The 26,913-nt window shown below is 74.6% G+C and carries 21 protein-coding genes, 1 pseudogene and 1 riboswitch; of the genes and pseudogenes, 12 read left to right on the top strand and 10 right to left on the bottom strand.

The genetic code is table 11. The features are described 5' to 3' along the window. Nucleotides 1-237: 237 nt before the first annotated feature. Nucleotides 238-1,923, bottom strand: a pseudogene (locus CAE01nite_RS07205) (DEDD exonuclease domain-containing protein); the annotation flags it as partial. A 174-nt stretch (nucleotides 1,924-2,097) separates the two neighbouring features. Between CAE01nite_RS07205 and CAE01nite_RS07200 the strand changes: the two are divergent. Continuing rightward, nucleotides 2,098-2,352: a hypothetical protein gene (locus tag CAE01nite_RS07200; RefSeq protein WP_146902126.1), complete on the top strand. Its 255-nt coding sequence runs from the start codon at nucleotides 2,098-2,100 to the stop codon at nucleotides 2,350-2,352. 86 nt (nucleotides 2,353-2,438) lie between these two features. On the opposite strand, the gene CAE01nite_RS07195 is transcribed toward CAE01nite_RS07200, so the two are convergent. Then, nucleotides 2,439-4,253: an AMP-dependent synthetase/ligase gene (locus CAE01nite_RS07195; protein ID WP_146902124.1), complete on the bottom strand. Its 1,815-nt coding sequence runs from the start codon at nucleotides 4,251-4,253 to the stop codon at nucleotides 2,439-2,441. 193 nt (nucleotides 4,254-4,446) lie between these two features. Between CAE01nite_RS07195 and CAE01nite_RS07190 the strand changes: the two genes are divergently transcribed. Next, nucleotides 4,447-5,391: an ROK family glucokinase gene (locus tag CAE01nite_RS07190; RefSeq protein ID WP_146902122.1), complete on the top strand. Its 945-nt coding sequence runs from the start codon at nucleotides 4,447-4,449 to the stop codon at nucleotides 5,389-5,391. Nucleotides 5,392-5,408: 17 nt separating this feature from the next. Here the strand turns inward: CAE01nite_RS07190 and CAE01nite_RS07185 are convergent, their stop codons facing one another. Next, nucleotides 5,409-5,963: a hypothetical protein gene (locus CAE01nite_RS07185; protein WP_146902119.1), complete on the bottom strand. Its 555-nt coding sequence runs from the start codon at nucleotides 5,961-5,963 to the stop codon at nucleotides 5,409-5,411. Between the two features lie 68 nt (nucleotides 5,964-6,031). On the opposite strand from CAE01nite_RS07185, the gene CAE01nite_RS07180 reads away from it, so the two are divergent. The 3 genes from CAE01nite_RS07180 (at nucleotide 6,032) to CAE01nite_RS07170 (ending at nucleotide 9,574) form a co-directional block, all read left to right on the top strand. After that, nucleotides 6,032-6,838, top strand: a complete 807-nt coding sequence (locus CAE01nite_RS07180) for a lysophospholipid acyltransferase family protein (RefSeq protein ID WP_246131060.1) — start codon at nucleotides 6,032-6,034, stop codon at nucleotides 6,836-6,838. Nucleotides 6,839-6,974: 136 nt separating this feature from the next. Further along, nucleotides 6,975-8,192, top strand: a complete 1,218-nt coding sequence (locus CAE01nite_RS07175) for a pyrophosphate--fructose-6-phosphate 1-phosphotransferase (RefSeq protein ID WP_146902116.1) — start codon at nucleotides 6,975-6,977, stop codon at nucleotides 8,190-8,192. Nucleotides 8,193-8,248: 56 nt separating this feature from the next. Next, nucleotides 8,249-9,574 (top strand): class II 3-deoxy-7-phosphoheptulonate synthase, encoded by a 1,326-nt coding sequence (locus CAE01nite_RS07170; RefSeq protein ID WP_246131081.1) that lies wholly within the window; start codon nucleotides 8,249-8,251, stop codon nucleotides 9,572-9,574. Between the two features lie 107 nt (nucleotides 9,575-9,681). Here CAE01nite_RS07170 and pknB read toward each other — a convergent pair whose 3' ends face one another. Continuing rightward, the gene (pknB, locus tag CAE01nite_RS07165; RefSeq protein ID WP_246131059.1) at nucleotides 9,682-11,676 is read right to left on the bottom strand and encodes a Stk1 family PASTA domain-containing Ser/Thr kinase; all 1,995 of its coding nucleotides are present in this window, start codon (nucleotides 11,674-11,676) and stop codon (nucleotides 9,682-9,684) included. A gap of 41 nt (nucleotides 11,677-11,717) precedes the next feature. Continuing rightward, nucleotides 11,718-13,145, bottom strand: coding sequence for a lytic transglycosylase domain-containing protein (locus CAE01nite_RS07160; RefSeq protein WP_146902107.1), 1,428 nt, complete (start codon nucleotides 13,143-13,145; stop codon nucleotides 11,718-11,720). 179 nt (nucleotides 13,146-13,324) lie between these two features. Between CAE01nite_RS07160 and CAE01nite_RS07155 the strand changes: the two genes are divergently transcribed. Beyond that, nucleotides 13,325-13,759: an Rv2175c family DNA-binding protein gene (locus CAE01nite_RS07155; RefSeq protein ID WP_146902104.1), complete on the top strand. Its 435-nt coding sequence runs from the start codon at nucleotides 13,325-13,327 to the stop codon at nucleotides 13,757-13,759. A 61-nt stretch (nucleotides 13,760-13,820) separates the two neighbouring features. Here the strand turns inward: CAE01nite_RS07155 and CAE01nite_RS07150 are convergent, their stop codons facing one another. Together CAE01nite_RS07150 and CAE01nite_RS07145 are read right to left on the bottom strand one after the other, a co-directional pair. Then, a complete protein-coding gene (locus CAE01nite_RS07150) occupies nucleotides 13,821-14,930 on the bottom strand; it encodes a polyprenyl synthetase family protein (RefSeq protein WP_146902101.1) in 1,110 nt (369 codons plus the stop codon). 73 nt (nucleotides 14,931-15,003) lie between these two features. After that, a complete protein-coding gene (locus CAE01nite_RS07145; protein ID WP_146902098.1) occupies nucleotides 15,004-15,582 on the bottom strand; it encodes a hypothetical protein in 579 nt (192 codons plus the stop codon). A 138-nt stretch (nucleotides 15,583-15,720) separates the two neighbouring features. Between CAE01nite_RS07145 and CAE01nite_RS07140 the strand changes: the two genes are divergently transcribed. The 3 genes from CAE01nite_RS07140 to CAE01nite_RS07130 all read left to right on the top strand — a co-directional run bounded on the left by CAE01nite_RS07140 (nucleotide 15,721) and on the right by CAE01nite_RS07130 (nucleotide 19,342). Beyond that, a complete protein-coding gene (locus tag CAE01nite_RS07140; RefSeq protein ID WP_146902095.1) occupies nucleotides 15,721-16,965 on the top strand; it encodes a DUF4192 domain-containing protein in 1,245 nt (414 codons plus the stop codon). Nucleotides 16,966-17,116: 151 nt separating this feature from the next. After that, a complete protein-coding gene (locus CAE01nite_RS07135) occupies nucleotides 17,117-17,548 on the top strand; it encodes a universal stress protein (RefSeq protein ID WP_146902093.1) in 432 nt (143 codons plus the stop codon). A gap of 129 nt (nucleotides 17,549-17,677) precedes the next feature. Then, nucleotides 17,678-19,342 carry an RNA polymerase sigma factor gene (locus CAE01nite_RS07130; RefSeq protein WP_146902090.1) on the top strand — a complete coding sequence of 555 codons (1,665 nt, stop codon included), beginning with the start codon at nucleotides 17,678-17,680 and terminating at the stop codon, nucleotides 19,340-19,342. Nucleotides 19,343-19,433: 91 nt separating this feature from the next. On the opposite strand, the gene CAE01nite_RS07125 is transcribed toward CAE01nite_RS07130, so the two are convergent. Next, nucleotides 19,434-19,712 (bottom strand): hypothetical protein, encoded by a 279-nt coding sequence (locus tag CAE01nite_RS07125; RefSeq protein WP_146902087.1) that lies wholly within the window; start codon nucleotides 19,710-19,712, stop codon nucleotides 19,434-19,436. Nucleotides 19,713-19,981: 269 nt separating this feature from the next. Further along, nucleotides 19,982-20,056: riboswitch (cyclic di-GMP riboswitch) on the top strand. Nucleotides 20,057-20,071: 15 nt separating this feature from the next. On the opposite strand from CAE01nite_RS07125, the gene CAE01nite_RS07120 reads away from it, so the two are divergent. Beyond that, nucleotides 20,072-20,272 carry a hypothetical protein gene (locus CAE01nite_RS07120; protein WP_146902084.1) on the top strand — a complete coding sequence of 67 codons (201 nt, stop codon included), beginning with the start codon at nucleotides 20,072-20,074 and terminating at the stop codon, nucleotides 20,270-20,272. A 162-nt stretch (nucleotides 20,273-20,434) separates the two neighbouring features. Here the strand turns inward: CAE01nite_RS07120 and CAE01nite_RS07115 are convergent, their stop codons facing one another. Beyond that, entirely contained in the window at nucleotides 20,435-20,689 is a 255-nt protein-coding gene (locus CAE01nite_RS07115) for a DUF7455 domain-containing protein (RefSeq protein ID WP_146902081.1), read from the bottom strand. A 245-nt stretch (nucleotides 20,690-20,934) separates the two neighbouring features. On the opposite strand from CAE01nite_RS07115, the gene CAE01nite_RS07110 reads away from it, so the two are divergent. Next, on the top strand, nucleotides 20,935-23,064 hold the full coding sequence (locus tag CAE01nite_RS07110; protein ID WP_146902078.1) for a DNA gyrase/topoisomerase IV subunit B: 2,130 nt from the start codon (nucleotides 20,935-20,937) through the stop codon (nucleotides 23,062-23,064). Nucleotides 23,065-23,113: 49 nt separating this feature from the next. Continuing rightward, nucleotides 23,114-24,214 (top strand): GNAT family N-acetyltransferase, encoded by a 1,101-nt coding sequence (locus CAE01nite_RS07105; RefSeq protein WP_146902075.1) that lies wholly within the window; start codon nucleotides 23,114-23,116, stop codon nucleotides 24,212-24,214. Between the two features lie 43 nt (nucleotides 24,215-24,257). Here CAE01nite_RS07105 and CAE01nite_RS07100 read toward each other — a convergent pair whose 3' ends face one another. Beyond that, a complete protein-coding gene (locus CAE01nite_RS07100; RefSeq protein ID WP_146902073.1) occupies nucleotides 24,258-26,771 on the bottom strand; it encodes a DNA gyrase/topoisomerase IV subunit A in 2,514 nt (837 codons plus the stop codon). Between the last annotated feature and the right edge of the window lie 142 nt (nucleotides 26,772-26,913).

Below are 26,913 nucleotides of genomic sequence, written 5' to 3'. Positions count from 1 at the left end.
CACCGCCGCTGCTACGGCCACCGCGGCGATCACCGACGCGGCGGCAGGGGCTGGTGCAGCGGCAGAGGCGGGCCTGGTTCCAGGGCGCGGCGCGGCGCGGAGGGCGGGCGTCGCGTCCGAGGCGGCCGCTGCGTCGGGGGCGGCCGCCGAGCCGGGAGCGGCCGCTGCGATCGCCGTCGGCGCCGGCGACGAGGCCGTCACGGTCCACGACGCCGACGTGGCCGGCGGTGCGTCCTCCATGGCGCAGGCGACCGCCTGCGCGACGCGTCCGGTCTCCGTGAACGCCTGCGCCCCACGCACGGGGCAGCTGCGGGCGGGCACCTCGGCCACCTCGGGCCGGACGTCGACCAGTCGGACGCCGGGGGAGTCCAGCCACTCCAGCACCAGGTCGGTCTCCTCGGGGTGCGCGGCCGGCGCGGGGGCGACGGGCGCGGGCACGTGCTCGGCGGTCAGCCGCAGCGACTCGATCGCCGGACGCGGGTCGGTGCGCGCGTCCACCGCCGCGGTACCGGCCAGGCGTCCGTGGCGCACGAGGACGATCTCCCAGCCGCCGCGCTCGGCCCGGCGGGCGGCCACGAGCTCCTCGCAGGCCGCCAGCGGCATGAGGCGCTGCACGCGCGCCGCGCCCCGCAGGAAGGTCTCGAGCCGGTCCCGGACGTCGGCCGCCTCCTCGAAGCGCTCCTGCGCGACCAGTCGTGCGATCCGGGCGGCGTGGCTGTCCACGACCGGCCCGGGGTCCGTCGTCATGGCGGCGTGGACGCGCGCGGCCGCCTCGGCGTCGAGCATCTCCGGCGCCCGGGTGCCCGGTGTCCGCGCGCCGAATGCGGAGTGCAGCGCGTCGACCGCCTGCTGGGCGGCACCGCGGGAGCTGAACGGACCGATGTGCGGTGCGCCGGGGACGACGTCGCGCACGACCTTCAGCCGGGGGCTGGCGCCGTGCACGAGCCGGACCCACGGCATCCGCTCCGGGAACCGCGACCGGCGGTTGTAGCGGGGGGAGTGCTCGGCGATGAGCCGCAGCTCGCGCACCCGCGCCTCGAGCGTCGTCGCGCAGACCACGGGTGTCACCGCGTGCGCGATTCGGACCATCTCCGTCATGCGGCCGCGCTTCTCCGCGGCGGTGAAGTAGGTGCGCACGCGCTTGCGGATGGACGTCGACGTCCCCACGTAGAGCACCTCCTCGCCCGGACCGCGGAAGAGGTACACACCCGGGGCGTCGGGCAGGTCGGTGGCGAGGTGCCGCTTGCGTCGCACGTCGGGCGGGACCGGGTCCGACGCCGTGGCGAGGTCCTCCAGGTGCGTGATGCCCAGCGGCGCGAGGCGCGAGAGGAGGGCGTGCAGGACGTCCACCGTGGCCCGGGCGTCGGAGAGCGCGCGGTGGTCCGGCGTGACCGACGCCCCGAAGAGGGCGGCCAGCGTGCCGAGCTTGTGGTTGGGCGCCTCGTCGCGCAGGACCACGCGGCGGGCCAGCCGGACGGTGTCGACCACCTGGTTCCCCGGCCAGGGGTAGCCGCTCGCGGAGGCGGCCGCCTTGAGGAAGCCGACGTCGAACGGGGCGTTGTGGGCGACCAGGACGGCGCCACGGGCGAACTCCAGGAAGCTCGGCAGGACCTGGGCGATCCGCGGTGCCCCGGCGACCATGCCGGTGGTGATGCCCGTGAGCGTCGAGATGAACGCCGGCACCGGGGTGCCGGGGTTGACGAGGGTCTGGAACTCGCCGAGGACCTCACCGCCGCGGACCTTCACCGCGCCGATCTCGGTGATCGCGTCGGCCCCCGGGGTGCCGCCGGTCGTCTCGAGGTCGACGACGACGAACGTGACGTCGCGCAGCGGTGTGCCCAGGTCGTCGAGCGTGAGCTGCACGGGTGCGCCGCCACCCGTGGACCGGGGTGGGTCGGGGACGAGGGTGCGAGCCGGGAACATGCCGCGGACGCTAACCGGGGGCACCGACACATCCGGCGGTGGCACGCCGGGGCGGGTCGGAAGGTCCGTCGGCTGGTGGGTGACCCGGCCCGGACGTCGCCACGCGGGTCGCGACGCCCGGGTCGTCCGGCGCCGGGGACGTGCGTGTGGGTGGCCCTGCCTACCGTCGCCGCCATGATCATCGACTGCGACAGCTGCACGGTGCGAGGCGCTGCCTGCACCGACTGCGTGGTGACCTTCCTGACCATCCCGGTCCGGCCCGCGGGCAGGCCCGGGCCTCCGACGTCTGCGTCGGCGGCGGCTCACCGGCACGCGCCGGCGTCCGCCGCCGGCCGGCCGGTCGACCTGGACGACGACGAGCGCGCGGCGATCGACGTGCTCGCGTCGTCCGGGCTCGTGCCGCCGCTGCGGATGGTGCGGGCGATGTGAGGGGCGTTGGCGACCGGGTCGGCCGCCCGAGCGCCGGCGACGGCGACCGGAGCAGCGCCGCCCGGTCGCGCGCTGGCAGCGCGCCGTCAGTGCGTGCCGGCCGGCGGCGGACCCTCGTACAGCGCGTCGATCTCGGCCGCGAAGTCCTTGAGCACCACGTTGCGCTTCACGCTCATCTTGGGGGTGAGGTACCCGTTGGCGATGGTGAGGTCCGTGTCGAGCACGCGGTACTTGCGGATCGACTCCGCGCGCGAGACGGCCGCGTTCGCCTTCTCCACCGCCTCGTCGATCGCTGCCACGACGGCCGGTGCGGTGCGTGCCTGCGCCACGTCCATCGCCGGGTGACCGTGCGCGGCCAGCCAGCCCGGCAGCCCCTCCGGGTCGAGCGTCACCAGGGCGCCGATGAAGGGCCGCTGGTCGCCGACCACCACGCACTGGCTGACCAGCGGGTGCGCGCGCAGCCGGTCCTCGAGCACCGCGGGCGCGACGTTCTTGCCGCCCGCCGTCACGATGATCTCCTTCTTGCGGCCGGTGATCCGCAGGAACCCCTCGTCGTCGAGGGACCCCAGGTCACCCGTGCGGAACCAGCCGTCGTCGAAGGCCTCGGCGGTCGCCGACGGGTTCTGGTGGTACCCGGCGAACACGTGCGGACCCTTGACCTCGATCTCACCGTCGGCCGCGAGCCGCACGGCGGTGCCCGGCAGCGGCGGCCCCACGGTGCCGATCTTCGTCCGCCCCGGCAGGTTGACCGTCGCCGGCGCGGTGGTCTCGGTGAGCCCGTACCCCTCGAGCACCTTCAGGCCCACGCCGCGGTAGAAGTGGCCCAGCCGCTCCCCGAGCGGCGCCCCGCCGGAGATCGCCCACTCCACCTGACCTCCCAGGGCGGCGCGCAGCTTGGACAGCACGAGCACGTCGGCGACCCTGTGCTTCAGGCGCAAGGCGACGCCCGGGCCGCCGGGGGTGTCCAGCGCCCGGGAGTAGGCGATGGCGGCGTCGGCAGCGCGGTGGAAGATCGCGCCCTTGCCGCCCGCGACGGCCTTCTGCTCGCTGGAGTTGTAGACCTTCTCGAACACGCGCGGCACCGACAGGATGAACGTCGGCCGGAAGGTCCCCAGGTCCGGCAGGAGGTCCTTGGTGTCGGGCGTGTGCCCGAGCACGGCGCCCGCGGCGACCACGAGCACCTCGACGAACCGGGCGAACACGTGCGCGAGCGGCATGAACAGCAGCGTGCGGGCGCCGGGCGTGGCCACGACCTCGTGCAGCCCCTTCACGGCGTTGACGCTCAGCACGTAGAAGTTCTCGTGCGTCAGCGCCGCGCCCTTGGGCCGGCCGGTCGTCCCGGACGTGTAGATGATCGTCGCGACGTCCGCCAGGTCCGCGAGCCCACGTCGCCGGCCGATCTCCTCGTCGCCGACCGAGGCGCCGTCGGCCACGAGGGCGTCCACGGCGCCGTCGTCCAGGACGAGGACGTCGCGCAGGTCGGGGGTCTCGGCCCGGACGGAGGCCACCGTCGCGGCGTGCGCGGCGGTCTCGACGACCAGCAGCGACACGGCGGAGTCGGTGAGGATCCAGTGCACCTGCTCCGCCGACGAGGTCTCGTACAGCGGGATGGGGACGGCGCCGGCGGCCCAGATCGCCCAGTCCAGCAGGGTCCACTCGTAGCGGGTGCGGGACATGATGCCGACCCGGTCCCCGGGCTGGACGCCACGCGCGACCAGGCCCTTGGCCGCCGCGACGACCGCAGCGTCGAACTCGCGCGCCGTCATGGGGTGCCACCGGTCCCCGACCTTGCGCTCGACGAGGGTGGCGTCCGGCATGGTCCGGACCCGCTCACCGAGGAGGTCGTTCAGGTTCCGCGAGGGGTCCACGTCCACGAGAAGTGGTGTGTGGAACTCGTCCATGCTGGCTCCATCGTCAGTCTGGTCACAGTGGCCACGACCATAGTGGCCGGTCCATCCTGCTCCGGCGGTGGCGCGCACCGTTAGCCTCGTCGCGTCGGTTCACCCCAACGCTGGACGTCGTCCGGCACGCGGGTGCCCGCGTACCGTGACCCCCGCGCCCACCCGGCGCAGCCCCCGGACAGCAAGGACGGACATGCACGCGATCGGTGTGGACATCGGCGGGACGAAGATCGCGGCCGGTGTGGTCGACGAGGACGGCACGATCCTCGCCCAGACGCGCCGAGCCACCGAGCCGGACGACGCCGCGAGCATCGACCGCGCGGTCGCCGACGTCTACGCCGAGCTGTCGCAGAGCTACGAGGTCCAGGCGATCGGCGTGGCGGCGGCCGGCTTCGTCAACTCCGAGCGGTCCACCGTGCTGTTCGCCCCCAACATCGCCTGGCGGGACTACCCGCTGCGGGACCGCGTCCGGGCGCTGCTCGACGACGACGTGCGCATCGTGGTGGAGAACGACGCCAACGCCGCCGGCTGGGCGGAGTTCCGCTTCGGGGCCGGCCGCGCCGTCGACGACATGCTCATGCTGACCGTCGGCACGGGTCTGGGCGGGGCGCTGATCGTCGGCGGCAAGCTCGTGCGGGGCGCCTGGGGTGTGGCCGCCGAGGTCGGTCACATGCGCGTGGTCCCGGGCGGGCACTACTGCGGCTGCGGACACGAGGGCTGCTGGGAGCAGTACGCGTCCGGCAGCGCGCTGGTCCGCGACGCCCAGGCCGCGATCGTGGTCGACGCCGAGCGCGGTGCCACCCTGCTCGCCCTGGCGGGCGGGGACGCGCAGGACCTCACCGGGCCGCAGGTGACCCAGGCCGCGCAGGACGGCGACCCCCTGGCCGTCGACCTGCTCGCGCAGCTCGGGCGGTGGATCGGCGAGGGCGCCGCGTCGGTCGCGGCGCTGCTCGACCCGGCGCTGGTCGTCATCGGGGGTGGGGTGGGCGCCGCCGGCGACCTGCTGCTGGACCCCGCCCGCCACGCGTTCGCCGACCAGCTCTCGGCTCGCGGCCACCGGCCCGAGGCCAAGATCATGCTGGCGTCGATGGGCAACGAGGCCGGCATCGTCGGCGCCGCGGACCTGGCCCGGATCTGAGCCGCCGCCGTACCGCGTCAGACGACGGCGCCCGGTCCGCTGTGGTCGTCGTCGCGGTGGTGCGGCATGCGCCACAGGAGCAGCCCGCAGCTGAGCAGGAAGACGACGCCCGCGGCCTGCATGAGGACCACCGGCGCGTCCCGCCACACGATGAGCGCGACGAGCAGGGCGATGGGCACCCCGGCCGCCCCGAACCAGGCCATGGTCAGCAGCGGGTCGCCGCCGAGCACGGGTCCGGGCTCGGGGGGCACGAAGTGCTCGCGGTCGTCGAGCTCCGCCTCGGCCGCCTCGATGTCGTCGGTGCCGGACCAGTCACGTCCCGACAGCTCGCGCGGCGCCGACTGACCCGGGCGGGCCGACACCCACGGCGCGACCGGGTAGGTTACCGCCGGGCCGGCGCCGGGATCGGGGCTCGCACCGGTGTCCGGGGGCCCGTCGGGGGCGGCGGTGTCGACGCTCTCGTCGGCGTCCAGCGGGCCCAGGTCGGCGATGATCTCGGCCCAGCGCTCGGCGATGTCGTCCCGGTCCGGGCGGTCGGGGGCGTCCCCCGTGTCGTCGTGGCGTGCGGCCATGTGCAGCACTCTAGAGTCGTACGGATGCTGCGCGCGGGTCGCGTCGGCGCAGTGGAAGAGGTGGGGCGTTGTTCTACTGGTTCATGAAGCGGGTGATGGTCGGTCCCCTGCTGCGCCTGGTGTACCGCCCCTGGGTGCGCGGAGTGGAGAACGTCCCCGTGGACGGCCCGGCGATCCTGGCGAGCAACCACCTGGCCGTCATCGACTCGTTCTTCCTGCCGCTCGTGCTGCCGCGGGAGATCGTCTTCATCGGCAAGTCCGAGTACTTCCAGGGGGCCGGGCTCAAGGGCCGGGTCACCGCGGGGTTCATGCGCGGGGTGGGGACCATCCCGGTCGACCGGGGCGGCGGCAAGGCGAGCGAGGCGGCGCTGCGCACCGGCCTGCGCCGGCTGAACGACGGCGGGCTCTTCGGCATCTACCCCGAGGGCACCCGCAGCCCGGACGGTCGTCTGTACCGCGGCAAGACCGGCGTCGCGCGTCTGGCGATCGAGTCCGGCGCGCCGGTGATCCCGGTCGCGATGGTCGGCACGAACATCGCCCAGCCGATCGGGCGGCGGATCCCCAAGGTCATGCGCATCGGGATCGTGATCGGCGAGCCGCTGGACTTCAGCCGCTACCGGGGGATGGAGAGCGACCGCTTCATCCTGCGCTCGGTCACCGACGAGATCATGTACGCGCTGATGAGCCTGTCCGGTCAGGAGTACGTCGACGTGTACGCCGCGACGCAGAAGGCGCGCCTGGCGTCCGGGCACGCCCGCCCCGTCGACGGCGGCGAGCCGGCGACGGGCGTGCCGCTCGCCCCCGGCGGCCGCCCGGCCCCGGAGGTCCACGTTCCGGTACCGCCCGAGGACGACGCGACCCCGTCAGTAGGATGAACGCCGGGTCGCCGCCGGTGGTGGCGATCCCCGTCCCGGCCGCGGGTCGCCGAGCGACCCGGTCCGGCGGTGCGCCCGTGCACACGCCGCCGTCGGCCGCGCGGGCGGAAGAGAAGACCTACGAAGGGTGAGTTCCATGTCGGTTCGTCGTGTCGCGCTGCTGACCGCGGGCGGCTTCGCGCCGTGCCTGTCCTCCGCTGTCGGGGGGCTGATCGAGCGCTACACCGAGGTCGCGCCGGAGGTCGAGATCATCGCCTACCAGCACGGCTACCACGGCCTGCTGACCGGCAACACCGTGGTCGTCGACGACGAGACCCGCGCCAAGGCCGGGCTCCTGCACCGCTTCGGCGGCTCGCCGATCGGCAACTCCCGCGTGAAGCTCACCAACGCCGAGGACCTCGTCAAGCGGGGCCTGGTCGAGGAGGGCCAGGACCCGCTGAAGGTCGCGGCGGACCGGCTCAAGGCGGACGGCGTCGACGTCCTGCACACCATCGGGGGCGACGACACCAACACGACGGCCGCCGACCTGGCCGCCTACCTGCACGAGAACGGCTACGAGCTGACCGTCGTGGGGCTGCCCAAGACGATCGACAACGACATCATCCCGATCAAGCAGTCGCTCGGCGCCTGGACCGCCGCCGAGGAGGCCGCCGGGTTCGCGCGCAACATCATCGGCGAGCACCGCTCGGGGCCGCGCATGCTGATCGTGCACGAGGTCATGGGCCGGCACTGCGGCTGGCTGACCGCCGCCGCCGCCGCGGAGTACCGCCGGTGGCTGGACACCCAGGAGTGGCTCCCGAACATCGGCCTGAGCAAGGAGCGGTGGGACGTCCACGCCGTCTTCCTGCCCGAGCTGGCGCTGGACATCGAGGCCGAGGCCACCCGCCTGCGCGGGGTCATGGACGAGATCGGGAACGTCAACATCTTCCTGTCCGAGGGCGCCGGCATGCACGAGATCGTCGAGCAGCTCGAGGCCGCCGGCACCGAGGTCGCGCGCGACCCGTTCGGCCATGTGCGTCTGAACGACATCAACCCCGGTCAGTGGTTCGCCCAGCAGTTCGCCGAGAAGCTCGGCGCGGAGAAGGTCATGGTGCAGAAGAGCGGGTACTACTCGCGCGCCGCCGCGGCCAACGCCGAGGACCTGCGCCTGATCAAGTCCATGACGGACCTGGCCGTGGAGTGCGCGCTGCGCGGCGAGGCGGGCGTCATCGGGCACGACGAGGAGGACGGCGACCGGCTCAAGGCCATCGCGTTCCCCCGCATCGCCGGTGGCAAGGCGTTCGACGTGTCGCAGCCCTGGTTCGGCGAGCTGCTGGCCGGCATCGGCCAGCAGCTCGTCCCGGCGACGTCGTGACGTCCCAGCAGGGCAGGTCGACGGGCGAGGTCGAGGTCACCCCCGACCCCCAGGTCCTGGCGGGTCTGGACCACTGGCGCACGCTGACCGTCGCCCAGCAGCCGACCTGGCCGGACCCTGACCACGTCCGGCGGGTGGGGGAGCGGCTCGCCGCCCTGCCGCCGCTGGTGTTCGCCGGCGAGGCCGACGTCCTGAAGTCCCGGCTCGCGGCCGCGGGACGGGGGGAGGCCTTCCTCCTGCAGGGCGGCGACTGCGCCGAGACGTTCGCCGAGGCCACGGCCGACAACATCCGCAACAAGATCAAGACCATCCTGCAGATGGCGGTCGTGCTGACCTACGGCGCGAGCCTGCCGGTCATCAAGATGGGGCGGATGGCCGGGCAGTACGCCAAGCCGCGCAGCGCCGACTCCGAGACCCGCGACGGCGTCACGCTGCCGGCGTTCCGGGGCGACATCGTCAACGCGCACGAGTTCACGCCCGAGGCGCGCGTTCCGAACCCCGAGCGGCTGCAGCAGGCGTACCACACCAGTGCCGCGACGCTGAACCTGCTGCGGGCGTTCACCACCGGCGGCTTCGCGGACCTGCGGCGCGTGCACGAGTGGAACCGCGGGTTCATGGCCAACCCGGCGTACTCCCGCTACGAGGAGACCGCCGCGGAGATCGACCGCGCGATCCGGTTCATGGCCGCGTGCGGTGCCGACTTCGACGCGCTGCGCACCGTGGAGTTCTTCTCCAGCCACGAGGCGCTGCTGCTGGACTACGAGCGCCCGCTGACCCGGATCGACTCGCGCACCGGCCTGCCGTACGACTGCTCCGCGCACTTCCTGTGGATCGGGGAGCGCACCCGTCAGGTGGACGGCGCCCACGTCGACTTCCTGTCTCGGGTCCGCAACCCCGTGGGGGTCAAGCTCGGCCCGACGACGTCCGCGGACGACGCGCTGACGCTGATCGACAAGCTCAACCCGGCGGGCGAGCCCGGGCGCCTGACGTTCATCACCCGCATGGGAGCCGGCACGGTCCGCGACGCGCTGCCCGCGCTGGTGGAGAAGGTCACCGCGGCCGGGTCGCCTGTCACCTGGGTCTGCGACCCGATGCACGGCAACACGATCACCTCGGCGAGCGGGTACAAGACGCGCCGCCTGACGGACGTGCTCGACGAGGTCCGGGGCTTCTTCGAGGTGCACCGGGCGCTGGGGACGGTGCCCGGCGGCCTGCACGTCGAGCTCACCGGTGACGACGTCACCGAGGTGCTCGGGGGCAGCGAGGAGATCGATGACGCCGGTCTCGCGCTGCGCTACGAGACGCTCGTCGACCCGCGCCTGAACCACCAGCAGTCGCTGGAGATGGCCTTCCAGGTCGTCCAGCTGATGCGCGGCGCCTGACCCCGACGGCGGCACGCGCACGAGGTTGACGGCGGGCGGTCCGGGGCAGACCCGGGCCGCCCGCCGTCCGTCGCCGGCGCGGGTCGGTACCGCGGCCGAGGCCGGGATCAGACGACGGTGAGCGTGATGGAGGTGCCCCGGGGCACCATCTGACCGGGGGCGACGGTCTGGTCCCGCACGGTCCCGAAGAACCCGCCTAGGACGTTCTGCCGCTGCGGGACGAACCCGAGCTCGGTGAGCCGCTCGGCCGCCGCGTCGTACTGCTGGGAGACGACGCTCGGGACCTCGACGAGCTCGGGTCCCTTGGACACCACGATGGTCACCGGGTCGCGCCGGTGCCCCGCCGTGCCGGTCGTGGGGTCCTGGTCGACCACCGTGCCGGCCGGGACCGTGTCGCTGAACGCCTCGGTGACCGTGGGGACGAGGCCCTCGCTCTCCAGGTCCTTGGTCGCCTGCTCCCGGGTGGCGCCGATGACCTGCGGGATCGTGACCGGCGCGGGCCCCTGCGACACCGTGAGGACGACCTCGGACCCCTTGGGCAGCGCGGTGTCGGCCGGCTGGGAGGCCGCCATCACCGAGCCCTTCGGCGCCTCGTCGTCGTACGGGGTCTCGGTCTGGCCGAGGACGAGCCCGGCGGCCTGCAGCGCCGCCTGGGCGTCGTCGAAGCTGGCGCCGACGAGCCCGCCCGGGACGGTCGTCATCTCCGGTCCCTGGGACACCGACAGGACGACCGAGCCGTCCTCCAGGATCCGCGCACCGGGCTCGGGCTCGCTCCCGATGACCGTGCCGGGCGTCGTCTCGTCGAAGACCAGCGTGACGCTCGAGCCCAGCCCGGAGCCGTCGAGCTCCTCGACCGCGGCCGCCTGGTCGTCGCCGACCACGTCGGGCACCGACGTGTAGGCCCCGGGGCCGACCGTCTGGAACCACCACGTCCCCGCGGCGCCGGACGCGAGCAGCAGCGTGACGACGGCGGCCCAGCGACGGCGGCGTCGGCGTCGCTGGGGGGCGTGGGCCGCGCGCTCCTGCTCGGCCTGCTCCTGGGCGGTGCGGATGCCGGCGCCGATGGGCAGCGCCACCGTGGAGCCCCGGGCCCCGACGTCCAGGCGGGTGGTGGCGCCGCCCGCCTCGTCCTCGTGGTCGTCGGCGCCGTCCGGGGACGGCGGGCTGTCGGGGTCCACGGTGGCGGGGTGCAGCGCGATCGTCGGCTCGACGTCGGCGCGACGGGCGAGCGTCGACGCGTCGAGGCTCGCCCGGGTCCGGCGCAGCGCGGCGAGCGCGGCCCCGGCGTCGACCGGCCGGTCGTCCGGCTCGCGCGCGGCCAGCGCGCCGACGAGCTCGTCGACCTCCTGCGGGATCCACGGCAGGACGGTGGAGGGCGCCGGGATGTCGGAGTTGACGTGCTGGAACGCGACCTGGATCGGGGTCTCCCCGACGAACGGCTGGCGCCCGGTGAGCATCTCGTACAGCAGGATCCCGGTCGCGTACACGTCGGTGCGCGGGTCGGACACCCCCTTCGCGACCAGCTCGGGGCCGAGGTATGCCACCGTGCCCAGGACGGTCCCGGTCGTCGTCGACGTGACCTCGGTGACCGCCCGGGCCAGCCCGAAGTCCGCCACCTTGACCCGGCCGTCGGACGCGATGAGCACGTTCTCGGGCTTGATGTCGCGGTGCACGAGCCCCGTGCGGTGGGCGGCGGCGAGCGCGTCGAGGATGCGCTCGAGGACGGAGAAGGACTCCTCCACGGACAGGGCCCCGCGCTCGCCGAGGTGGCGGCGCAGGTTCGTCCCGTCGATGTACTCCATCGTCAGGTAGCTGGTGTCCCCGTCCACACCCTGGTCGTAGACGCCGACGAGCCCCGGGTGGGTCAGGCGGGCGGCCGCCCGGGCCTCGCGGCGGAACCGCGCGACGAACGCCGTGCCGGCGGCGCCCTCCGCCAGGTGCGGGTGCATCACCTTGACCGCGACCTCGCGGTCGAGGCGCCGGTCGACGGCGAGGTACACGGTCGCCATGCCACCACGCGCGATGCGGGAGACGACCTCGTAGCGCCCGTCGACCAGGCGGCCGACCAACGGGTCGCTGATGGTGGTTCCCACGGCGGTCATCCTACGGTCGCGCGTGCGACGGGCCGGTCAGGCGCGGCGGTTCAGCGGAAGCGCGTCATGTGGGTCTGCACGCTGGCGACGTACCGGCGGGTGTCGGCGAACATGCCGTTGCGCTTGACCGACGACGCGCCCTGGTAGTACCCGGCGATGGCGCTGGGCAGGTCCGGGCTGATCCGCACGAGCTGGCGCAGGATGGCGACGCCGGCCACCACGTTGTCGTCCGGGTCCAGCAGGTTGAGCGGACGCCCCACGAGGTCACCGGCCCACTGGCCGGAGGAGGGGATGACCTGCATCGTGCCGATCGCGTTGGCGGGGGAGACGGCGGTCTGGTTGAACCCCGACTCCTGGTACGCGATCGCGAGCGCGAGCGCCGGGTCGACGCCCATCGCGCGGGCCGTCGCGGCGACCTTGGCGCGCATGGCGTCCTTGGACGGGACCCCCATCGACAGCAGCGTGGCCTTGTTCGCGTTGGCCGAGGAGACCACGGCGTCGGAGTAGGTCCGGCCGGCGAACGTGTTGCCGACCAGCTGGGTCGTGGGCGCCTTCGTGGCGGCTGGGGCCGCTCCGGGGACGGTGAGCTTCTGGCCGATCCGCACGAACGCGCGCGAGTCGAGGCCGTTCGCCGCCACGATCGCCGCGACCGTCGTGCCGTGCTTGGCGGCGATGCGCGAGACGGTGTCCCCGGACGCGACGGTGTACGTGCCGCTCGCAGCAGCGACGGGGGCGGCGGCGGCGGGCGCGGCGGCGGCTGCGCCACCTGCACCGGGGATCGTCAGGGTCTGGCCGATGCGGATGCGGGCGCGGGAGTCCAGGCCGTTGGCGGCCACGATGGCGGCGACCGTGGTGCCGTGCCGGGCGGCGATCCGGGAGACGGTGTCGCCCGAGGCGACCGTGTAGGATCCGCCGGTCGCGGCACGCGCGGGCGCGGCCGCCGGGGCGGGTGCCGTCGCGCCGCCGGCGCCCGGGATGGTCAGCGTCTGGCCGACCCGGATGAACGCGCGCGAGTCGAGGCCGTTCGCCGCGACGACGGCGGACGCGGTCGTGCCGTGCTTCGCGGCGATGCGCGACACCGTGTCGCCGGACACGACCGTGTAGACGGCGGCGCGCGCCGGTGCGGCCGCCGGCGCGGGGGCGGCGGACGGCGCCGCGGCCCCGGTCGGGATCGTCAGGGTCTGGCCGATCCGGATGCGGGCCGAGGCGGGCAGGTCGTTGGCCCGGGCGATCGCGCCGACCGAGGCGCCGCTGCGTGCGGCGATGTGCGACACGGTGTCGCCGGCGCGGACCGTGTACTGCTCGTCGGCCTGGGCCGCGCCGGCACCGGCGACGGATGCGACGGCGAGCACGAGCGTGGCGCCGGTCCCGGTGGTCACCCGGTGGCGTGCGGTGCGCGGCGACGTCGTCGGGGCCTGGCCGAGCTCGTCGCTGAGGCGCGCGGACGCGTCCGAGCGGGCGGTGGCGGGCTGGGTCATGGGTCGAACCTCGGCAATGTGAGAGATGAAGACTGCTGGGACGGCAGTTACTGATGTGACTGCTGGGACTGGTGCGAACGTAGCCGACGTCCCTGGCCGTGGAAAGCGGACGACGGTAATTGCGTCGGTGTAACTCACCCGATGCGAGTAGGTGGTCCCTGCTGCGTAGGCTTGTCGCCGTGACGGACACCGCAGCTCTCGACGCCCTCGTCCACGACTGGCTGACCATCCCGGACGTGGCCGAGCGTCTCGGGATCGACGTCGGCAAGGTGCGCCGCCTGGTGCAGGAGGGCCGTCTGGTGGCGGTCCGGCGCGGTGAGCGCAACGTGCTGTCGGTCCCGACGGACTTCCTCGTGCCGGCTCACCTGGCCAACCCCGCCGCGCCGTCGTCCCCCGCCGGGGAGGACGACGACACCGAGGGCACGGCGCCGCAGTGGGCCGTGCTCGCGGCGCTGCGCGGGACCCTCACGCTGCTCGACGACGCCGGGTACGACCCGGGCGAGGCGATCGAGTGGCTCTTCTCGCCGGACGACGTCCTGGGGCGCACGCCGATCGAGGCGTTGCGGTCGGGGTCGAAGACCGAGGTGCGCCGCCGCGCGCAGACCCTGCTGTAGCCGGCGGCCGCCGGTACCCCGCCGTCGGTCGCCCGCCGTCCGGGTGCGCCGTCGCGAGGGGTCAGGCGGCCCGGTCGACGGCGGCGTGGGCGAGCTCGGCGATCATCGACTTGCCCGGCTCGGCCAGCGGGGCGTCGTCCAGGGCCGCGAACGCCGTCGCGGACAGCGCGGCGATCAGCCGCTCGACCTGGTCCGGCGCGCCGGTCGAGGCGATGGTGCGGGCGACCAGCGCGACGTCGTCGTCGCCGAGGTCCCGGACGCCGAGCCGTTCCCGCAGCGTGGCGCGCTGGCCTGCGTCGCCCGCCGCCATCGCCCGGGCGACGAGCACCGTGCGCTTGCCCTCCCGGACGTCGTCACCGGCCGGCTTGCCCGTCGCGGCCGGGTCGCCGAACACGCCCAGCAGGTCGTCCCGCAGCTGGAAGGCCTCACCGAGCGGCAGGCCGAACGTGGTGCACGCCCGGCGGGCCGCGACGTCGGCGCCGGCGAGCGCCGCACCCAGGACGAGCGGGTGCTCCACGCTGTAGCGGGCCGACTTGGCGCGGATGACCTCGCGGGCCCGCACCTCGTCGCCCTGCGGGTCCTCGCCCCACGGCAGCGCCTGGGCCAGGACGTCCAGGTACTGCCCGGCGGTCACCTCGGTGCGCATGAGGTCGAACACCTGGCGGGCACCGGTGGCCACGTCCTCGGGCAGTGCGGCGGTCGCCCGGCTGAACTGCGCCTCGCTGGCGATGAGCGTCAGGTCCCCGAGCAGGATGGCCGCCGCCTCCCCGAACCGCTCCGCGTCGCCCGACCAGCCGGACCGGCGGTGCCGGTCGGCGAAGGCGCGGTGCGCGGCCGGCTGGCCGCGGCGGGTGTCGGAGTCGTCCATGACGTCGTCGTGGAACAGCGCGGCGGCCTGGAAGAGCTCGAGCGCCGCGCCGACGCCCAGGACCGCGTCCGCGTGCGCGGTGCCCGGCTCGCCGCCGTGCGCGCGGAAGGACCAGTAGCAGAACGCGGCGCGCAGCCGCTTGCCGCCCGACAGCATGCGGGCCACCGCGTCGGTGAGCACGGCGCTGTCGGCGCCGAAGCCGGTGAGCAGCGCGCGCTCGCTCGCGACGTAGCGGGCGAGGAGGGCGTCGACGCGTGGCCGGACCTGCTCGACGTCGACCAGGGCGGCGGCGGTGGGGGTCACGGCGGCAGCCTACGGGCGGCACCCGGCTGCGTCCGGTCGCCCGCGGGCCGGCGCCGCGGCGCGCGCCGGCCGGTCACGCAGGTGCCAGGACCTGCCCGCCGGCGGTGACGGTCCGCGTGCCGTCGCGGTCGAGCACGCCGACCACGACGATCTCCTGCCCGCCGGACCGCGTGAAGGTGGACTCCGCGCTGAGCGACCCACCGGGTCCACCGGTCGTCTCGGCGAACCCGGCACCGACCAGGGCGGCGCGGTAGAGCGCCACGGCCTCGGCCACGGCCAGGTCGGTGCGCACGTTGAGGCTCACCGCGTACGGCGCGCCGGGTCCCGCCTCGCCCTCGGGCGCGTAGCTGGCCACCAAGATCTCGGCGCCGGGCGGCACCGGCAGCAGCGCGCTCGGGAAGCCGTCCGGCAGCGTGCCGACCGCGGAGTGCTCGTCCGCCGCCGGGACCGACGGGGCGGGCTCGGGAGACGCCGACGACGGCGCGCTGACCACGGGACCGGGAGGGGTGCCGTCCGACGGCCGGGCCGGGTCGGTGCACCCGCCGAGAACCGTCATCCCCAAGACCGCCACGGCGGCGCGCCGGACCACCGCCGCTCGGCCGCCGTGGCCGCGTGCCGGACGGCGCACGCGGGAGTCGGTGGGCGCGGGCACCGGCACACGGTAGCCGGGCGGCGCGGCCCCCTCGGGACTCACCCGCAGCCCGCCCCCAGCCACGGGGCGCAGGGCCGCATCCACAGCACGCCCCCCGGGCCCGGACGCTGAGCCCGGGGGTGCGGTCCTCTCGCTCCCATGGACGCCACCACCATCCGGGTGCGGGAGCCGCGCGAGCTGCTCGCGCTGCTGCCCTACCAGCTCGGCTTCCGGCCCGAGCACAGCGCCGTCGCGGTCGCCCTGCGACCCCCGCGCGGCCGCGTCGGGCTCGTCGCCCGGGTCGACCTGGTCGACCTGGCCGACCACGAGGGCGGACCGCAGCTCGCGCGGCGCCTGGTGACGCACCTCGTCGGCGACGGCGCCGACCGGGCGGTCCTGGTCCTGTACACGGGGGCCGACCCGCGGGGAGGTCAGGGCCCCTGCCAGGGCCAACGCCCGGTGCCGGGCCCGACGCCCGGTCCGGTGTCCGTCGCGACGTCCGGACCGGGATCGGGCCGCCGGCCAGTCGAGCACCCACCGGCGGCATGGGTCGACGTGCCCCCGGCGGTGCGCCACTTCCGCTCGGCGGCCGGGGCGTTCCTCGGCGAGGTCCCGGTCTGGGTCGTGTGCGCCCAGGGCTACCTGTCCCTGGACTGCGCCGACGACGCCTGCTGCCCGCCGGGCGGGCGCCCGCTGGTCGAGCTCGAGTCGACGGAGGTCGGCGCGCACATGGTGCTGGCCGGGGCGATGGTCGCCGACTCGCGCGAGCTGCTCGTGCCGGAGCCGTCGGTGGGAGCCCAGGCGCGGCGCAACGCCGTGCGGGCGGCGGCGCGGTGGGCGGCCCAGAGGTCGGCGGCCGAGCAGGCCGGGCCGGCGGCGCTCGCGGCGTGGCGGCTGAGCGGTCTGCGGGCGTGGCGCAGCGAGGTGGCCACCGCCCGCACCGGCGACGCGGGGGTGCGCGCTGCGGCGCTGGCGCGCGTCGGCGTCGCCCTGGCGGACGTCGCCGTCCGCGACGCCGTCCTGCTCTCCCTCGTCGCCTCCGCCGGGGACCTCCCGGAGCGGTCCCTCGCGCCGCGCGCCCCCGACGACGCGGCGTTGTCCGGGCGCATCGCGGACCTCCTCGGGTCGATCCTCAGCCCCCGCGACGGCGTGCCGCCGGACGAGGCCCTGCACGCGTCGTCGGCCGCGGTGCTGGACCGGGTCGCGGCTCACCAGCGGCCGTGCGAGCGGGCGCCCACCCTGACCCTCCTGGCCCTGCTCGCCTGGTGGCACGGCGACGGCGCGCGGGCTGGGGTGCTGCTGGACCGCGCACGGGGCGCCGAGCCGGGGTACCGCCTCGGGCGACTGCTCAGGGAGGCGCTGGCGGCCGGGCTGGCGCCCGGGTGGGTGCAGGCGCAGCCCTGACCACGGCGCACCGGACGGGCGGACGGGGAACGGCGGGGAGCGACCGGCGGCGGCGAGCGGGGGGCGGCCGGGGTCCGGGTCGGGTCCCCGGCTCCGGTACGGTCGAGGCCCGCGGCCCGCTGCCGGGCCGGGCGAGTGCAACGGAGGACGCATGACCATCGTCGTCGGTTTCCTGGCAACACCCGAGGGCCGGGCGGCGCTCGACGCGGCCGCCGCGGAGGCGGAGCGCCGCTCCACCGGCCTGCTGCTGGTGGTCAGCGACCGCGGTGCGGGCGCGTCGCCGGAGGCGTCCGCCGAGCAGTCCCGTGCCCTGGACGCCGTCCGCGCCGAGCTCGACGGTCGGGGACTGCCCTACGACGTCCGGGAGATGCCGCAGGGCCGCGACGTCGCCGAGGACCTCATCGGGGCCGCGGAGGGGAGCGACGCGGCGCTCATCGTGATCGGCCTGCGCCGGCGCAGCCCGGTCGGCAAGCTGATCCTCGGGGTCAACGCGCAGCGGATCCTGCTGGACGCCCCGTGCCCCGTGCTGGCCGTCAAGCCGCGCGGGAATGAGGCGTCGTCCGGAGCCGTTGTCACCCAGTGAGCACGGCCGCCGCGAGGCTCACGTCACCTCGTCCACGGCGTCGACCGGCCCGTCGGTAAGCAGGGCGGCCGGTACAATATCTGTGTCCAGGGGCTCGTCCGCGAGCCTGGCGCTGCCGAAAGGTTGTTCGTGTCATCCCTCTCCCCGATTCCTGCACTTCCGCGCGAGTTCGAGCACCCGGCGCTCCAGGAGCTCGTCGTACGTGGACGCACGCACGGCACGGTCGACGCCGAGGCGTTCCGTGCAGCCTGCGAGTCTGCGCAGGTCAATGACGCCAAGCGGCTGAAGGTCGTGTACCGCGGCCTCGCAGCCGCCGGTGTCAGCGTCGCGGAGCCGGTGGTCGGCACGGTCAAGGTCGCCGCCGCCACCACCACGGCGCGCAAGACCGCCAACGCGACCGTCGACCCCGCCGACCCGGCCGCTGCCGCCCCGGCGAAGCGTCGTGCACCCGCCAAGAAGGCCGCGACCGTCGACGGTGACGCCGACGTCGTCGCCAAGGCCACCAAGCCCGCCGCGAAGAAGGCCACGACCGCCAAGGCGACCACGGCCAAGGCGACCACCGCGAAGGCGGCCACCGCCAAGTCCGCCGCCGGCGAGGTCGCCGCCGCCAAGGTCGGCGCGGACGGCGACGCCGACGTCCCCGCGGACGCCGAGGTCGACCCCGAGGTCGACGTCGAGCCCGCCGACCTCGAGGTGGTCGAGGACCTGGTCGTCGAGGACGTCGAGGTGGCCCCGGTCGCGGACGTCGCCGACACCGACGAGGTCGCGGCCGGCGACTCCGTCGCCGCGCCGACCGAGGAGAAGGAGACCGAGGAGGCCGGCGGCTTCGTCTACTCCGACGCGGACGACGACGACGCCCCGGCCCAGCAGGTCGTCACCGCGGGTGCGACCGCGGACCCGGTCAAGGACTACCTCAAGCAGATCGGCAAGGTCGCCCTCCTCAACGCCGAGCAGGAGGTCGAGCTCGCCAAGCGGATCGAGGCCGGCCTGTTCGCCGAGGAGCGGCTCAACTCCGGCATCAAGCTCGAGCCGAAGATGCGCCGCGAGCTGGAGTGGATCGCGGGCGACGGTCGTCGCGCCAAGAACCACCTGCTCGAGGCGAACCTGCGACTCGTCGTCTCCCTCGCCAAGCGCTACACCGGCCGCGGCATGCTGTTCCTGGACCTCATCCAGGAGGGCAACCTCGGACTCATCCGCGCGGTCGAGAAGTTCGACTACACCAAGGGCTACAAGTTCTCCACGTACGCCACCTGGTGGATCCGGCAGGCGATCACCCGCGCCATGGCCGACCAGGCCCGCACCATCCGCATCCCGGTGCACATGGTCGAGGTCATCAACAAGCTCGCGCGCGTCCAGCGGCAGATGCTCCAGGACCTGGGCCGCGAGCCCACCCCGGAGGAGCTCGCCAAGGAGCTCGACATGACCCCGGAGAAGGTCGTCGAGGTCCAGAAGTACGGTCGCGAGCCGATCTCGCTGCACACCCCGCTCGGTGAGGACGGGGACAGCGAGTTCGGGGACCTCATCGAGGACTCCGAGGCCGTCGTCCCGGCCGACGCGGTCAGCTTCACGCTGCTCCAGGAGCAGCTGCACCAGGTGCTGGACACGCTGTCCGAGCGGGAGGCCGGCGTCGTGTCCATGCGGTTCGGCCTGACCGACGGCCAGCCCAAGACGCTCGACGAGATCGGCAAGGTCTACGGGGTCACGCGTGAGCGGATCAGGCAGATCGAGTCCAAGACGATGTCGAAGCTGCGTCACCCCAGCCGCTCGCAGGTGCTGCGCGACTACCTGGACTGATCCACCACGACGACGAGCCCCCTCCCGGACCGGGAGGGGGCTCGTCGTCCGTCCGGTGGTCGGCGCCGCGCGGGGCGGGCGCCGGGCGCCGTCAGCCGGCCTGGAGGGTGGCCATGACGACCGCGCCGAGGACCATGCCGAGCACCGTGGCGGCGATGGCGACGATCAGGGCCGCCTTGGCCAGCCGCTGACGCTTGGACAGCGCGACGGCGGCGAGCACGATCGCGACCACGCCGAACACGATGGGCAGGAAGAACAGCGCAACCGCGGAGAACACGAAGGAGAGGATGGGCAGCACCGGGGTCGAGCTCGCGGGGGTCACGGCTCCCGGGGTGGTGGGCGCCACGGGGCTCTGGCCATGTCCGGACATCGGGTCTCCTTCGTCGTCGCTGCGGCGCGCTCGCGCCGCCGTGGCGCCGAAGATAGGTGAGCGTCGCCGCTGCGGCACCCGGAGCGCGCGGCGGGCACCCGAACGGGCGAGCGGCGCAGACGGGGGCGAGGGGACGGGTCGCCCGGACGTCGGTCGCGGGCCCGACCGGCTGACGACGGATCGTGCTCACGACCCGGTGCTGGGCGGAACGGGTGAATATCCCCCCGCACGACCGGGATGCCCGATTCGTGAGGTACGTTCACTGCTGTCAGCGAGAAGGGCAAACCCGTCGAGAGGCGGGGACGCAAAGCCACGGGACCGTCCAGGTCAGCCGGGCCACCGAACGACAGGAGCCGCTCATGTCCGACCTCCCCATCCCCGCGCGTCGCACCGGCCGTGACGGCCTCGGCGGCCCCGAGCAGGCCACCCAGCGCACGATCTCCGGCGCCGGCCCGACCCGTCCGGAGGAGGGCTCGCCGCTCGCCCTGCTGCTGTCGCGTCAGGCGGTCCGGTCCGCTCCCGGTCGCCTTCTCGGCTTCGTGCCGGCGCAGGTGCGCTGAGCGCCTGCCGGACGCACCCGGCCGCGGCGCCGCCGCCGCGGTGCACGGCGCACCAGGCCCGAGCCCCGCAGGTGTGGTGCACGACAGAGGGCCCGACCGTGACGGTCGGGCCCTCTGTCGTGTCCGGGTGGTCCTGGCGGGCGCACTGCCCCCCGGCGGCGGTCAGCGGACCGCGCCGGCCCCCGCTCCGTGCTCCGCGAGGAGTCGGTCCGTCTCGTCCTGGACGTGGGTCGCCAGGGCCGTGAACTTCGGGGCGTGCTCTCGGGCGTGGTGGGCGCAGAACAGCAGCTGGCCGCTCGGCATCACCACGCGGACGTAGGCCTGCGCGCCGCAGCGGTCGCAGCGGTCGGCCGCGGTCAGGGGGTCGGTCGTCGTTGCAGTCACGATCACATGTAACCACCGCCCACGAGGATGCATGCCGCGGGGAGGGGGTGGTTCGCTCACCGCGAAGCAGCAGGCGCCCGGCCTGTCCCGGAAAGCACCGATCTGCCCGGCGCGCGAGCGCCGGCTGTGACGCAGGCCACTCACCCGTCCGGGTGCCGGGCCGGTGGCGAGCCGGGCGCCGGCGAGGCGTCGCGACGGGTGGCGCGCGACGAGGTGGCGCGCGGCGGGTGCCCGCGCCTCCCGGGTCGTGTCGGACCCACCGATTACGCTGGGGCCTCGTGTCGACCGCATCCGCTGAGTCCAGCTACACCGCCCGGCACCTGTCGGTCCTCGAGGGCCTGGAGGCGGTGCGCAAGCGCCCCGGCATGTACATCGGGTCCACCGACTCCCGCGGCCTCATGCACTGCCTGTGGGAGATCATCGACAACTCCGTCGACGAGGCCCTCGCGGGGAACTGCTCGACCATCCACGTCGTCCTGCACGAGGACCAGTCCGTCGAGGTGCGCGACGACGGGCGCGGCATCCCGGTCGACATCGAGCCCAAGACCGGACTGACCGGCGTCGAGGTGGTCTTCACCAAGCTGCACGCGGGCGGGAAGTTCGGCGGCGGCTCGTACGCGGCGTCCGGTGGCCTGCACGGCGTCGGCGCCAGCGTGGTCAACGCCCTGTCGTCCCGCCTCGACGTCGAGGTGGACCGCGGCGGTCGCACCCACCGCATGACGTTCCACCGCGGCGAGCCCGGGGTCTTCGACGACGGTCCCGCCGGGCCCCGCCCGGACGCGCCCTTCGTGCCGTTCGTGGAGAACTCCGAGCTGGCGCTGGTCGGCAAGGTCGCCAGGGGCCGGACAGGGACCCGGGTGCGCTACTGGGCGGACCGGCAGGTGTTCCCCGCCAACGCCGTCTTCTCCTACGACGAGCTCGTGACCCGCATCCGCCAGACGACGTTCCTGGTCCCGGGCCTCACGGTCTCGGTGCGAGACGAGCGCAGGCTCCCGGGCACGCCCGGCGCCGACGGGCCGCACGAGGAGACCTTCGTCCACCACGGCGGCACCCGGGACTTCGTGGAGTTCCTGGCGCCGGACGCCCCCGTCACCGACACCTGGCACCTGACCGGGTCCGGCACGTTCACCGAGACGGTGCCGGTGCTCGACGACCGCGGGCACCTGCTGCCGCAGGCGGTCACCCGCGAGTGCGAGGTCGACATCGCCCTGCGGTGGGGGACGGGCTACGACACCGAGGTCCGCACGTTCGTCAACGTCATCGCGACGCCCAAGGGCGGGTCGCACCTGGCCGGCTTCGAGGCCGGCCTGCTGCGCACCGTCCGCAAGGCGGTCGACGCGAACGCCCGCCGCCTCAAGGTGTCCAGCAAGGACACCTCCGAGCGGATCGAGAAGGACGACGTGCTGGCCGGGCTCACCGCGGTGCTGACGGTCCGGCTGGCGGAGCCGCAGTTCGAGGGTCAGACCAAGGAGGTCCTCGGCACCGCGCCGGTCCGCGCGATCGTGGCGAAGGTGGTCGACACCGAGCTCAACCGGCTGCTGACCTCCCCGAAGCGCGACGAGAAGGCACAGGCGAGCCTCCTGCTCGACAAGGTCGTGGCGGAGATGCGCGCCCGCCTGTCGGCACGCAAGCAGAAGGAGATCTCGCGCCGCAAGAACGCGCTGGAGACGTCGTCCCTGCCCGCGAAGCTGGCCGACTGCCGCAGCGACGACGTCGACCGCAGCGAGCTGTTCATCGTCGAGGGCGACAGCGCCCTGGGGACCGCCAAGCTCGCGCGCAGCTCGGACTTCCAGGCGCTGCTGCCGATCCGCGGCAAGATCCTCAACGTCCAGAAGGCGTCCGTCACGGACATGCTGAAGAACGCCGAGTGCGCCGCGATCATCCAGGTGATCGGGGCGGGGTCCGGGCGGTCCTTCGACCTGGACGCCGCGCGCTACGGCAAGATCGTCCTGATGACCGACGCCGACGTCGACGGCGCGCACATCCGCACCCTGCTGCTCACCCTGTTCTTCCGGTACATGCGCCCGCTGATCGACTCCGGCCGCGTGTACGCCGCCGTCCCGCCCCTGCACCGCGTGGAGGTGATCGGCGCGGGCTCGCGCAAGAACGAGTACCTGTACACGTACTCCGAGGAGGAGCTGCGGGCGACGCTCAAGCGCCTGGACAGGGCCGGCAAGCGCTACAAGGACGACATCCAGCGCTACAAGGGCCTGGGGGAGATGGACGCCGACCAGCTCGCCGAGACCACCATGGACCCGCGGCACCGCACGCTGCGCCGGGTCCGGATGGAGCACGCCGAGGTGGCCGAGAGAGTGTTCGAGCTGCTCATGGGCAGCGACGTCGCGCCGCGCAAGGACTTCATCGTCGCCGGCGCCCACCAGCTCGACCCGAGCCGCATCGACGCCTGACCGCAAAACGCCTGGCACGCGGGCGGACGCCGTCGTTACGGTGCCGCGCATGAGCGAGACGACGGCAGCGCCGCCTGCCCCGACCGACGACCCGGCCCGCACCGACGGCCCGGCACCCACCGCCGACCTGGCCCCGATCGCCGACCGCGTCGACGCCCCCGCGCACCTGGACCCGCCCGCCGCGGCGCTCGGGCTCCGGTGGCGGCCGATCACCGGCGCCGACGTGCCCGCGCTGCACGTCCTGATGACCGCGGTCGAGGAGGCCGACGCCGCCCCGTTCCGCACGGACGTGGACGAGGTCGCCGAGACCCTCGAGGGCGGGTGGAAGGACGTGCCGCGGGACTCGCTCGTCGGCCTCGACGCCGACGGCGTGCCCCGCGCCTGGGGGTTCGTCGAGGTGCGCCCGGGCGACTCGCGGACCGTCCGGGCGTTCCTGCAGGGCGGCGTGCACCCGCAGTGGCGCGGCCGCGGGATCGGCCGGGCGCTGCTGGCGTGGCAGGAGGGGCGCGGGCGGCAGAAGCTCGCGGAGTCCGGCAAGGCGGTCCCGGCGCGCCTGGTGGTGTTCGTCGAGGACAGCTCGGCCGGGACGCGCCGGCTGGTCACGGCCGCCGGGTTCAGCGCCGTGCGCTACTACCGCGCGATGCGGCGGGACCTCGCCGTGCCGCTGCCGGACGTCGCGCCGCTGGGCGGTCTGCGGGTGGTGCCGTGGTCCCCGGACCTGGACGACGACGTCCGCGAGGCGCACAACGACGCCTTCCGCGACCACTGGGGCAGCGAGCCGGCGACCGTCGAGAGCTGGGCGGGCGGCCGGTCCAAGTTCGCACCCGCGTGGAGCTTCCTCGCGCTGGACCAGACCGGCGACCGCCCGGTCGTCGCCGGGTACGCCCTGTCGAGCCGGTTCGACCAGGACTGGGCCGTCAACGGGTACACCAGCGGGTACACGGGCACGCTGGGCGTCCGTCGCGCGTACCGGCGGCGCGGGGTGGCCCCCGCCCTGCTGGTGGCGTCGATGTCCGCGTTCCGGGACGACGGGATGCAGTACGCCGAGCTCGACGTGGACAGCGAGAACCCCTCGGGTGCGCTGGGCCTGTACACCCGCCTGGGGTACGAGGTCGTCCACGGCTCGGCCATGTACTCCGTGGAGCTGTAGGGCGTCGCCCGGCGCGTCACCGCGCCGGGCGACCTACCCGTCGTCAGCCGATGCCGTGCACGGGCGCCGGGAGCACGACGCCGGAGCCGTCGCGGCGCGGGTCCACCGGCGGCAGGTCGATCGGCTGACCCGCCGAGCCCGTCGCGCGCGGCGGGGTCGGACCGACCCAGGCGAGCACCAGGGCGTCCTCGCCCTTGAGGAACCGGTGCGCGCGCACCCCGCCGGTCGCCCGTCCCTTGCCGGGGTACAGGTCGAACGGCGTCGTCTTGACCGTCCCCACCTCGGTGCCGGGCAGCGCGGACGATGACCCGGCGATCGTCACGACCGCGAGCCCGCGGCCGGTGCCCACCTCCCCGGTTCCGTCCGCCGGGTCCTGCGTGCCGTCTGACCCCTCGGGGCCGGCCGGCGGGCAGACGCCGAAGAACACCACCCGCTGACCGTCGGCGAGCTTGATCCCGGCCATGCCGCCCGCGGCCCGGCCCTGCGGTCGCACGAGCGCGGCGGGGAAGTGGAGCAGGGACGCGTCGGAGCTGACCAGCACGAGCTCGTCGTCGTCGGTCGCCGGGGCGGCGGACACGACCTCGTCGCCGTCCTTGAGGGTGATCAGGTCCCAGGCGTCCCGGTTGGCCGGGACGTCGCCGGGGACGACGCGCTTGACCACGCCGCCCGCGGTGCCCAGCGCCAGCGACGGCGCGGCCGGGTCCAGGGACGCGAGCCCGACGACCGACTCCCCGGCGTCGAGCACGACCACCTCGCCGACCGGCACGCCGCCGGACAGGCTCGGCGCACCGTCGGTGGGCGGCAGGGACGGCAGGTCCAGGACCGGCAGGCGGACCAGCCGCCCGCGCGAGGTCACCGCGCCGATCTCGCCGCGCGCCGTCGTCGGGACGAGCGCACGCAGCACGTCGTGGCGGTGCCGCGCGCCGTCGCGGGCCGGGCGCGCGTCGTCGGTCGTGCGGGCCAGCAGCCCGGTCGCGGACATCAGCGCCCAGCACGGCGTGTCCGGGATCTCCAGCGGCGTCGCCGAGCGGGCGGACACGACCGCGGGCCCGGGCCCGCCGGCCGAGTCGAGCAGGATCGTGCGGCGCGGGGTCCCGTGCGCGCGGGCCACCTCGGCCATCTCGTCCGAGACGACGCCCCGCAGCCGGGCCTCGTCCGCGAGGACGGCCTGGAGCTCGGCGATCTCCGCCGCGAGCGCGGCCTGCTCGCGCTCGAGCTCGATCCGCGAGAAGCGGGTCAGCCGGCGCAGCCGCAGCTCGAGGATGTACTCGGCCTGCGGCTCGGACAGGTCGAAGATCTCCCGCAGCCGGGTGCGGGCGGTGTCGGCGTCGTCGGACGTGCGGATGACCTGGATGACCTCGTCGATGTCCGCGATCGCCAGCAGCAGGCCCTCGACGAGGTGCAGCCGCTCCAGGCGCCGGGCCAGCCGGAAGCTGCTCCGGCGCCGCACGACGTCGATCCGGTGGTCCACCCACACCTGCAGCAGCTCGACCAGGCCCAGCGTGCGCGGCTGCCCGTCGACCAGCGCGACGTTGTTGATGTTGAAGGACTCCTCGAGCGGGGTGTAGCGGTACAGCTGCTCGAGCACGGCCTCGGGGTTGAACCCGGTCTTGATCTCGATCACCAGCCGCAGCCCGTTGGCCCGGTCGGTGAGGTCCATGACGTCGCTGATCCCGGAGAGCTTCTTGGCCTGCACGCCCTCCTTGATCTTCTCGATCACCTTCTCGGGGCCCACCAGGTAGGGCAGCTCGGTGACGACGATGCCCCGGCGCTTGGCGGTCACGTTCTCGATGCGGGTGGTGGCGCGCGTCCGGAACGCCCCCCGACCGGTCCGGTACGCGTCGCGGACCCCCCCCAGGCCGACGATCTTGCCGCCGGTGGGCAGGTCCGGGCCCGGCACCAGGCGCATGAGGTCCTCGAGGGACGCGTGCGGGTGCGCCACGAGGTGCCGGGCGGCGGAGATCACCTCGACGAGGTTGTGCGGGACCATGTTGGTCGCCATGCCCACCGCGATCCCGGACGCGCCGTTGACCAGCAGGTTCGGCATCGCCGCGGGGAGCACCTCCGGCTGGCGCAGCCGGTTGTCGTAGTTGGGGACGAAGTCGACGACGTCCTCGTCCAGCCCGGCGGTCATGACCAGTGCGGCCGGGGCCATCCGGGCCTCGGTGTAGCGGGACGCCGCCGGGCCGTCGTCGAGCGACCCGAAGTTGCCGTGCCCGTCCACCAGCGGGACGCGGAGGGCGAACGGCTGCGCCAGGCGCACGAGCGCGTCGTAGATCGACGCGTCGCCGTGCGGGTGCAGCTTGCCCATCACCTCCCCGACGACGCGCGCGGACTTCACGTGCGCGCGGTCCGGTCGCAGGCCCATGTCGGCCATCTGGTAGACGATCCGGCGCTGGACCGGCTTGAGACCGTCGCGGGCGTCCGGCAGCGCCCGGGTGTAGATGACCGAGTACGCGTACTCCAGGAACGACCCGCGCATCTCCTCCGAGACGTCGACGTCGACGATCTGCTCGGTGAAGTCCTCGGGGACCGGCGGGGTGGTGCGACGCGCCATGGGTGATGCGGCTCCTCGGTGGTCCGGCCGTCGCCCGGCGGGGCGCGGGACGGTCCGTGCGGTGGTGCGGGGTCGGTCCGGCACGCGGCGGGGACGCGGGCCGCCGCCCATTGTCCCGCCTCGTCGCACCGGTCCCGTGCGG

The organism is Cellulomonas aerilata, from assembly GCF_007991755.1.
GTDB lineage: Bacteria > Actinomycetota > Actinomycetes > Actinomycetales > Cellulomonadaceae > Pengzhenrongella > Pengzhenrongella aerilata.
Note: the sequence above shows the minus strand (reverse complement) of the source record. Positions and strands in the feature narration are given on the sequence as shown.

Coding starts and splice junctions, on each gene's coding strand:
- CAE01nite_RS07115 (WP_146902081.1), bottom strand. CDS start 20,689: ATGCATCCTCGTGGGCGGTGGTTACATGTGATCGTGACTGCAACGACG.
- CAE01nite_RS07185 (WP_146902119.1), bottom strand. CDS start 5,963: ATGGCCGCACGCCACGACGACACGGGGGACGCCCCCGACCGCCCGGAC.
- CAE01nite_RS07175 (WP_146902116.1), top strand. CDS start 6,975: ATGTCGGTTCGTCGTGTCGCGCTGCTGACCGCGGGCGGCTTCGCGCCG.
- CAE01nite_RS07135 (WP_146902093.1), top strand. CDS start 17,117: ATGACCATCGTCGTCGGTTTCCTGGCAACACCCGAGGGCCGGGCGGCG.
- CAE01nite_RS07125 (WP_146902087.1), bottom strand. CDS start 19,712: ATGTCCGGACATGGCCAGAGCCCCGTGGCGCCCACCACCCCGGGAGCC.
- CAE01nite_RS07105 (WP_146902075.1), top strand. CDS start 23,114: ATGAGCGAGACGACGGCAGCGCCGCCTGCCCCGACCGACGACCCGGCC.
- CAE01nite_RS07140 (WP_146902095.1), top strand. CDS start 15,721: ATGGACGCCACCACCATCCGGGTGCGGGAGCCGCGCGAGCTGCTCGCG.
- CAE01nite_RS07190 (WP_146902122.1), top strand. CDS start 4,447: ATGCACGCGATCGGTGTGGACATCGGCGGGACGAAGATCGCGGCCGGT.
- CAE01nite_RS07160 (WP_146902107.1), bottom strand. CDS start 13,145: ATGACCCAGCCCGCCACCGCCCGCTCGGACGCGTCCGCGCGCCTCAGC.
- CAE01nite_RS07195 (WP_146902124.1), bottom strand. CDS start 4,253: ATGGACGAGTTCCACACACCACTTCTCGTGGACGTGGACCCCTCGCGG.
- CAE01nite_RS07120 (WP_146902084.1), top strand. CDS start 20,072: ATGTCCGACCTCCCCATCCCCGCGCGTCGCACCGGCCGTGACGGCCTC.
- CAE01nite_RS07100 (WP_146902073.1), bottom strand. CDS start 26,771: ATGGCGCGTCGCACCACCCCGCCGGTCCCCGAGGACTTCACCGAGCAG.
- CAE01nite_RS07200 (WP_146902126.1), top strand. CDS start 2,098: ATGATCATCGACTGCGACAGCTGCACGGTGCGAGGCGCTGCCTGCACC.
- pknB (WP_246131059.1), bottom strand. CDS start 11,676: ATGACCGCCGTGGGAACCACCATCAGCGACCCGTTGGTCGGCCGCCTG.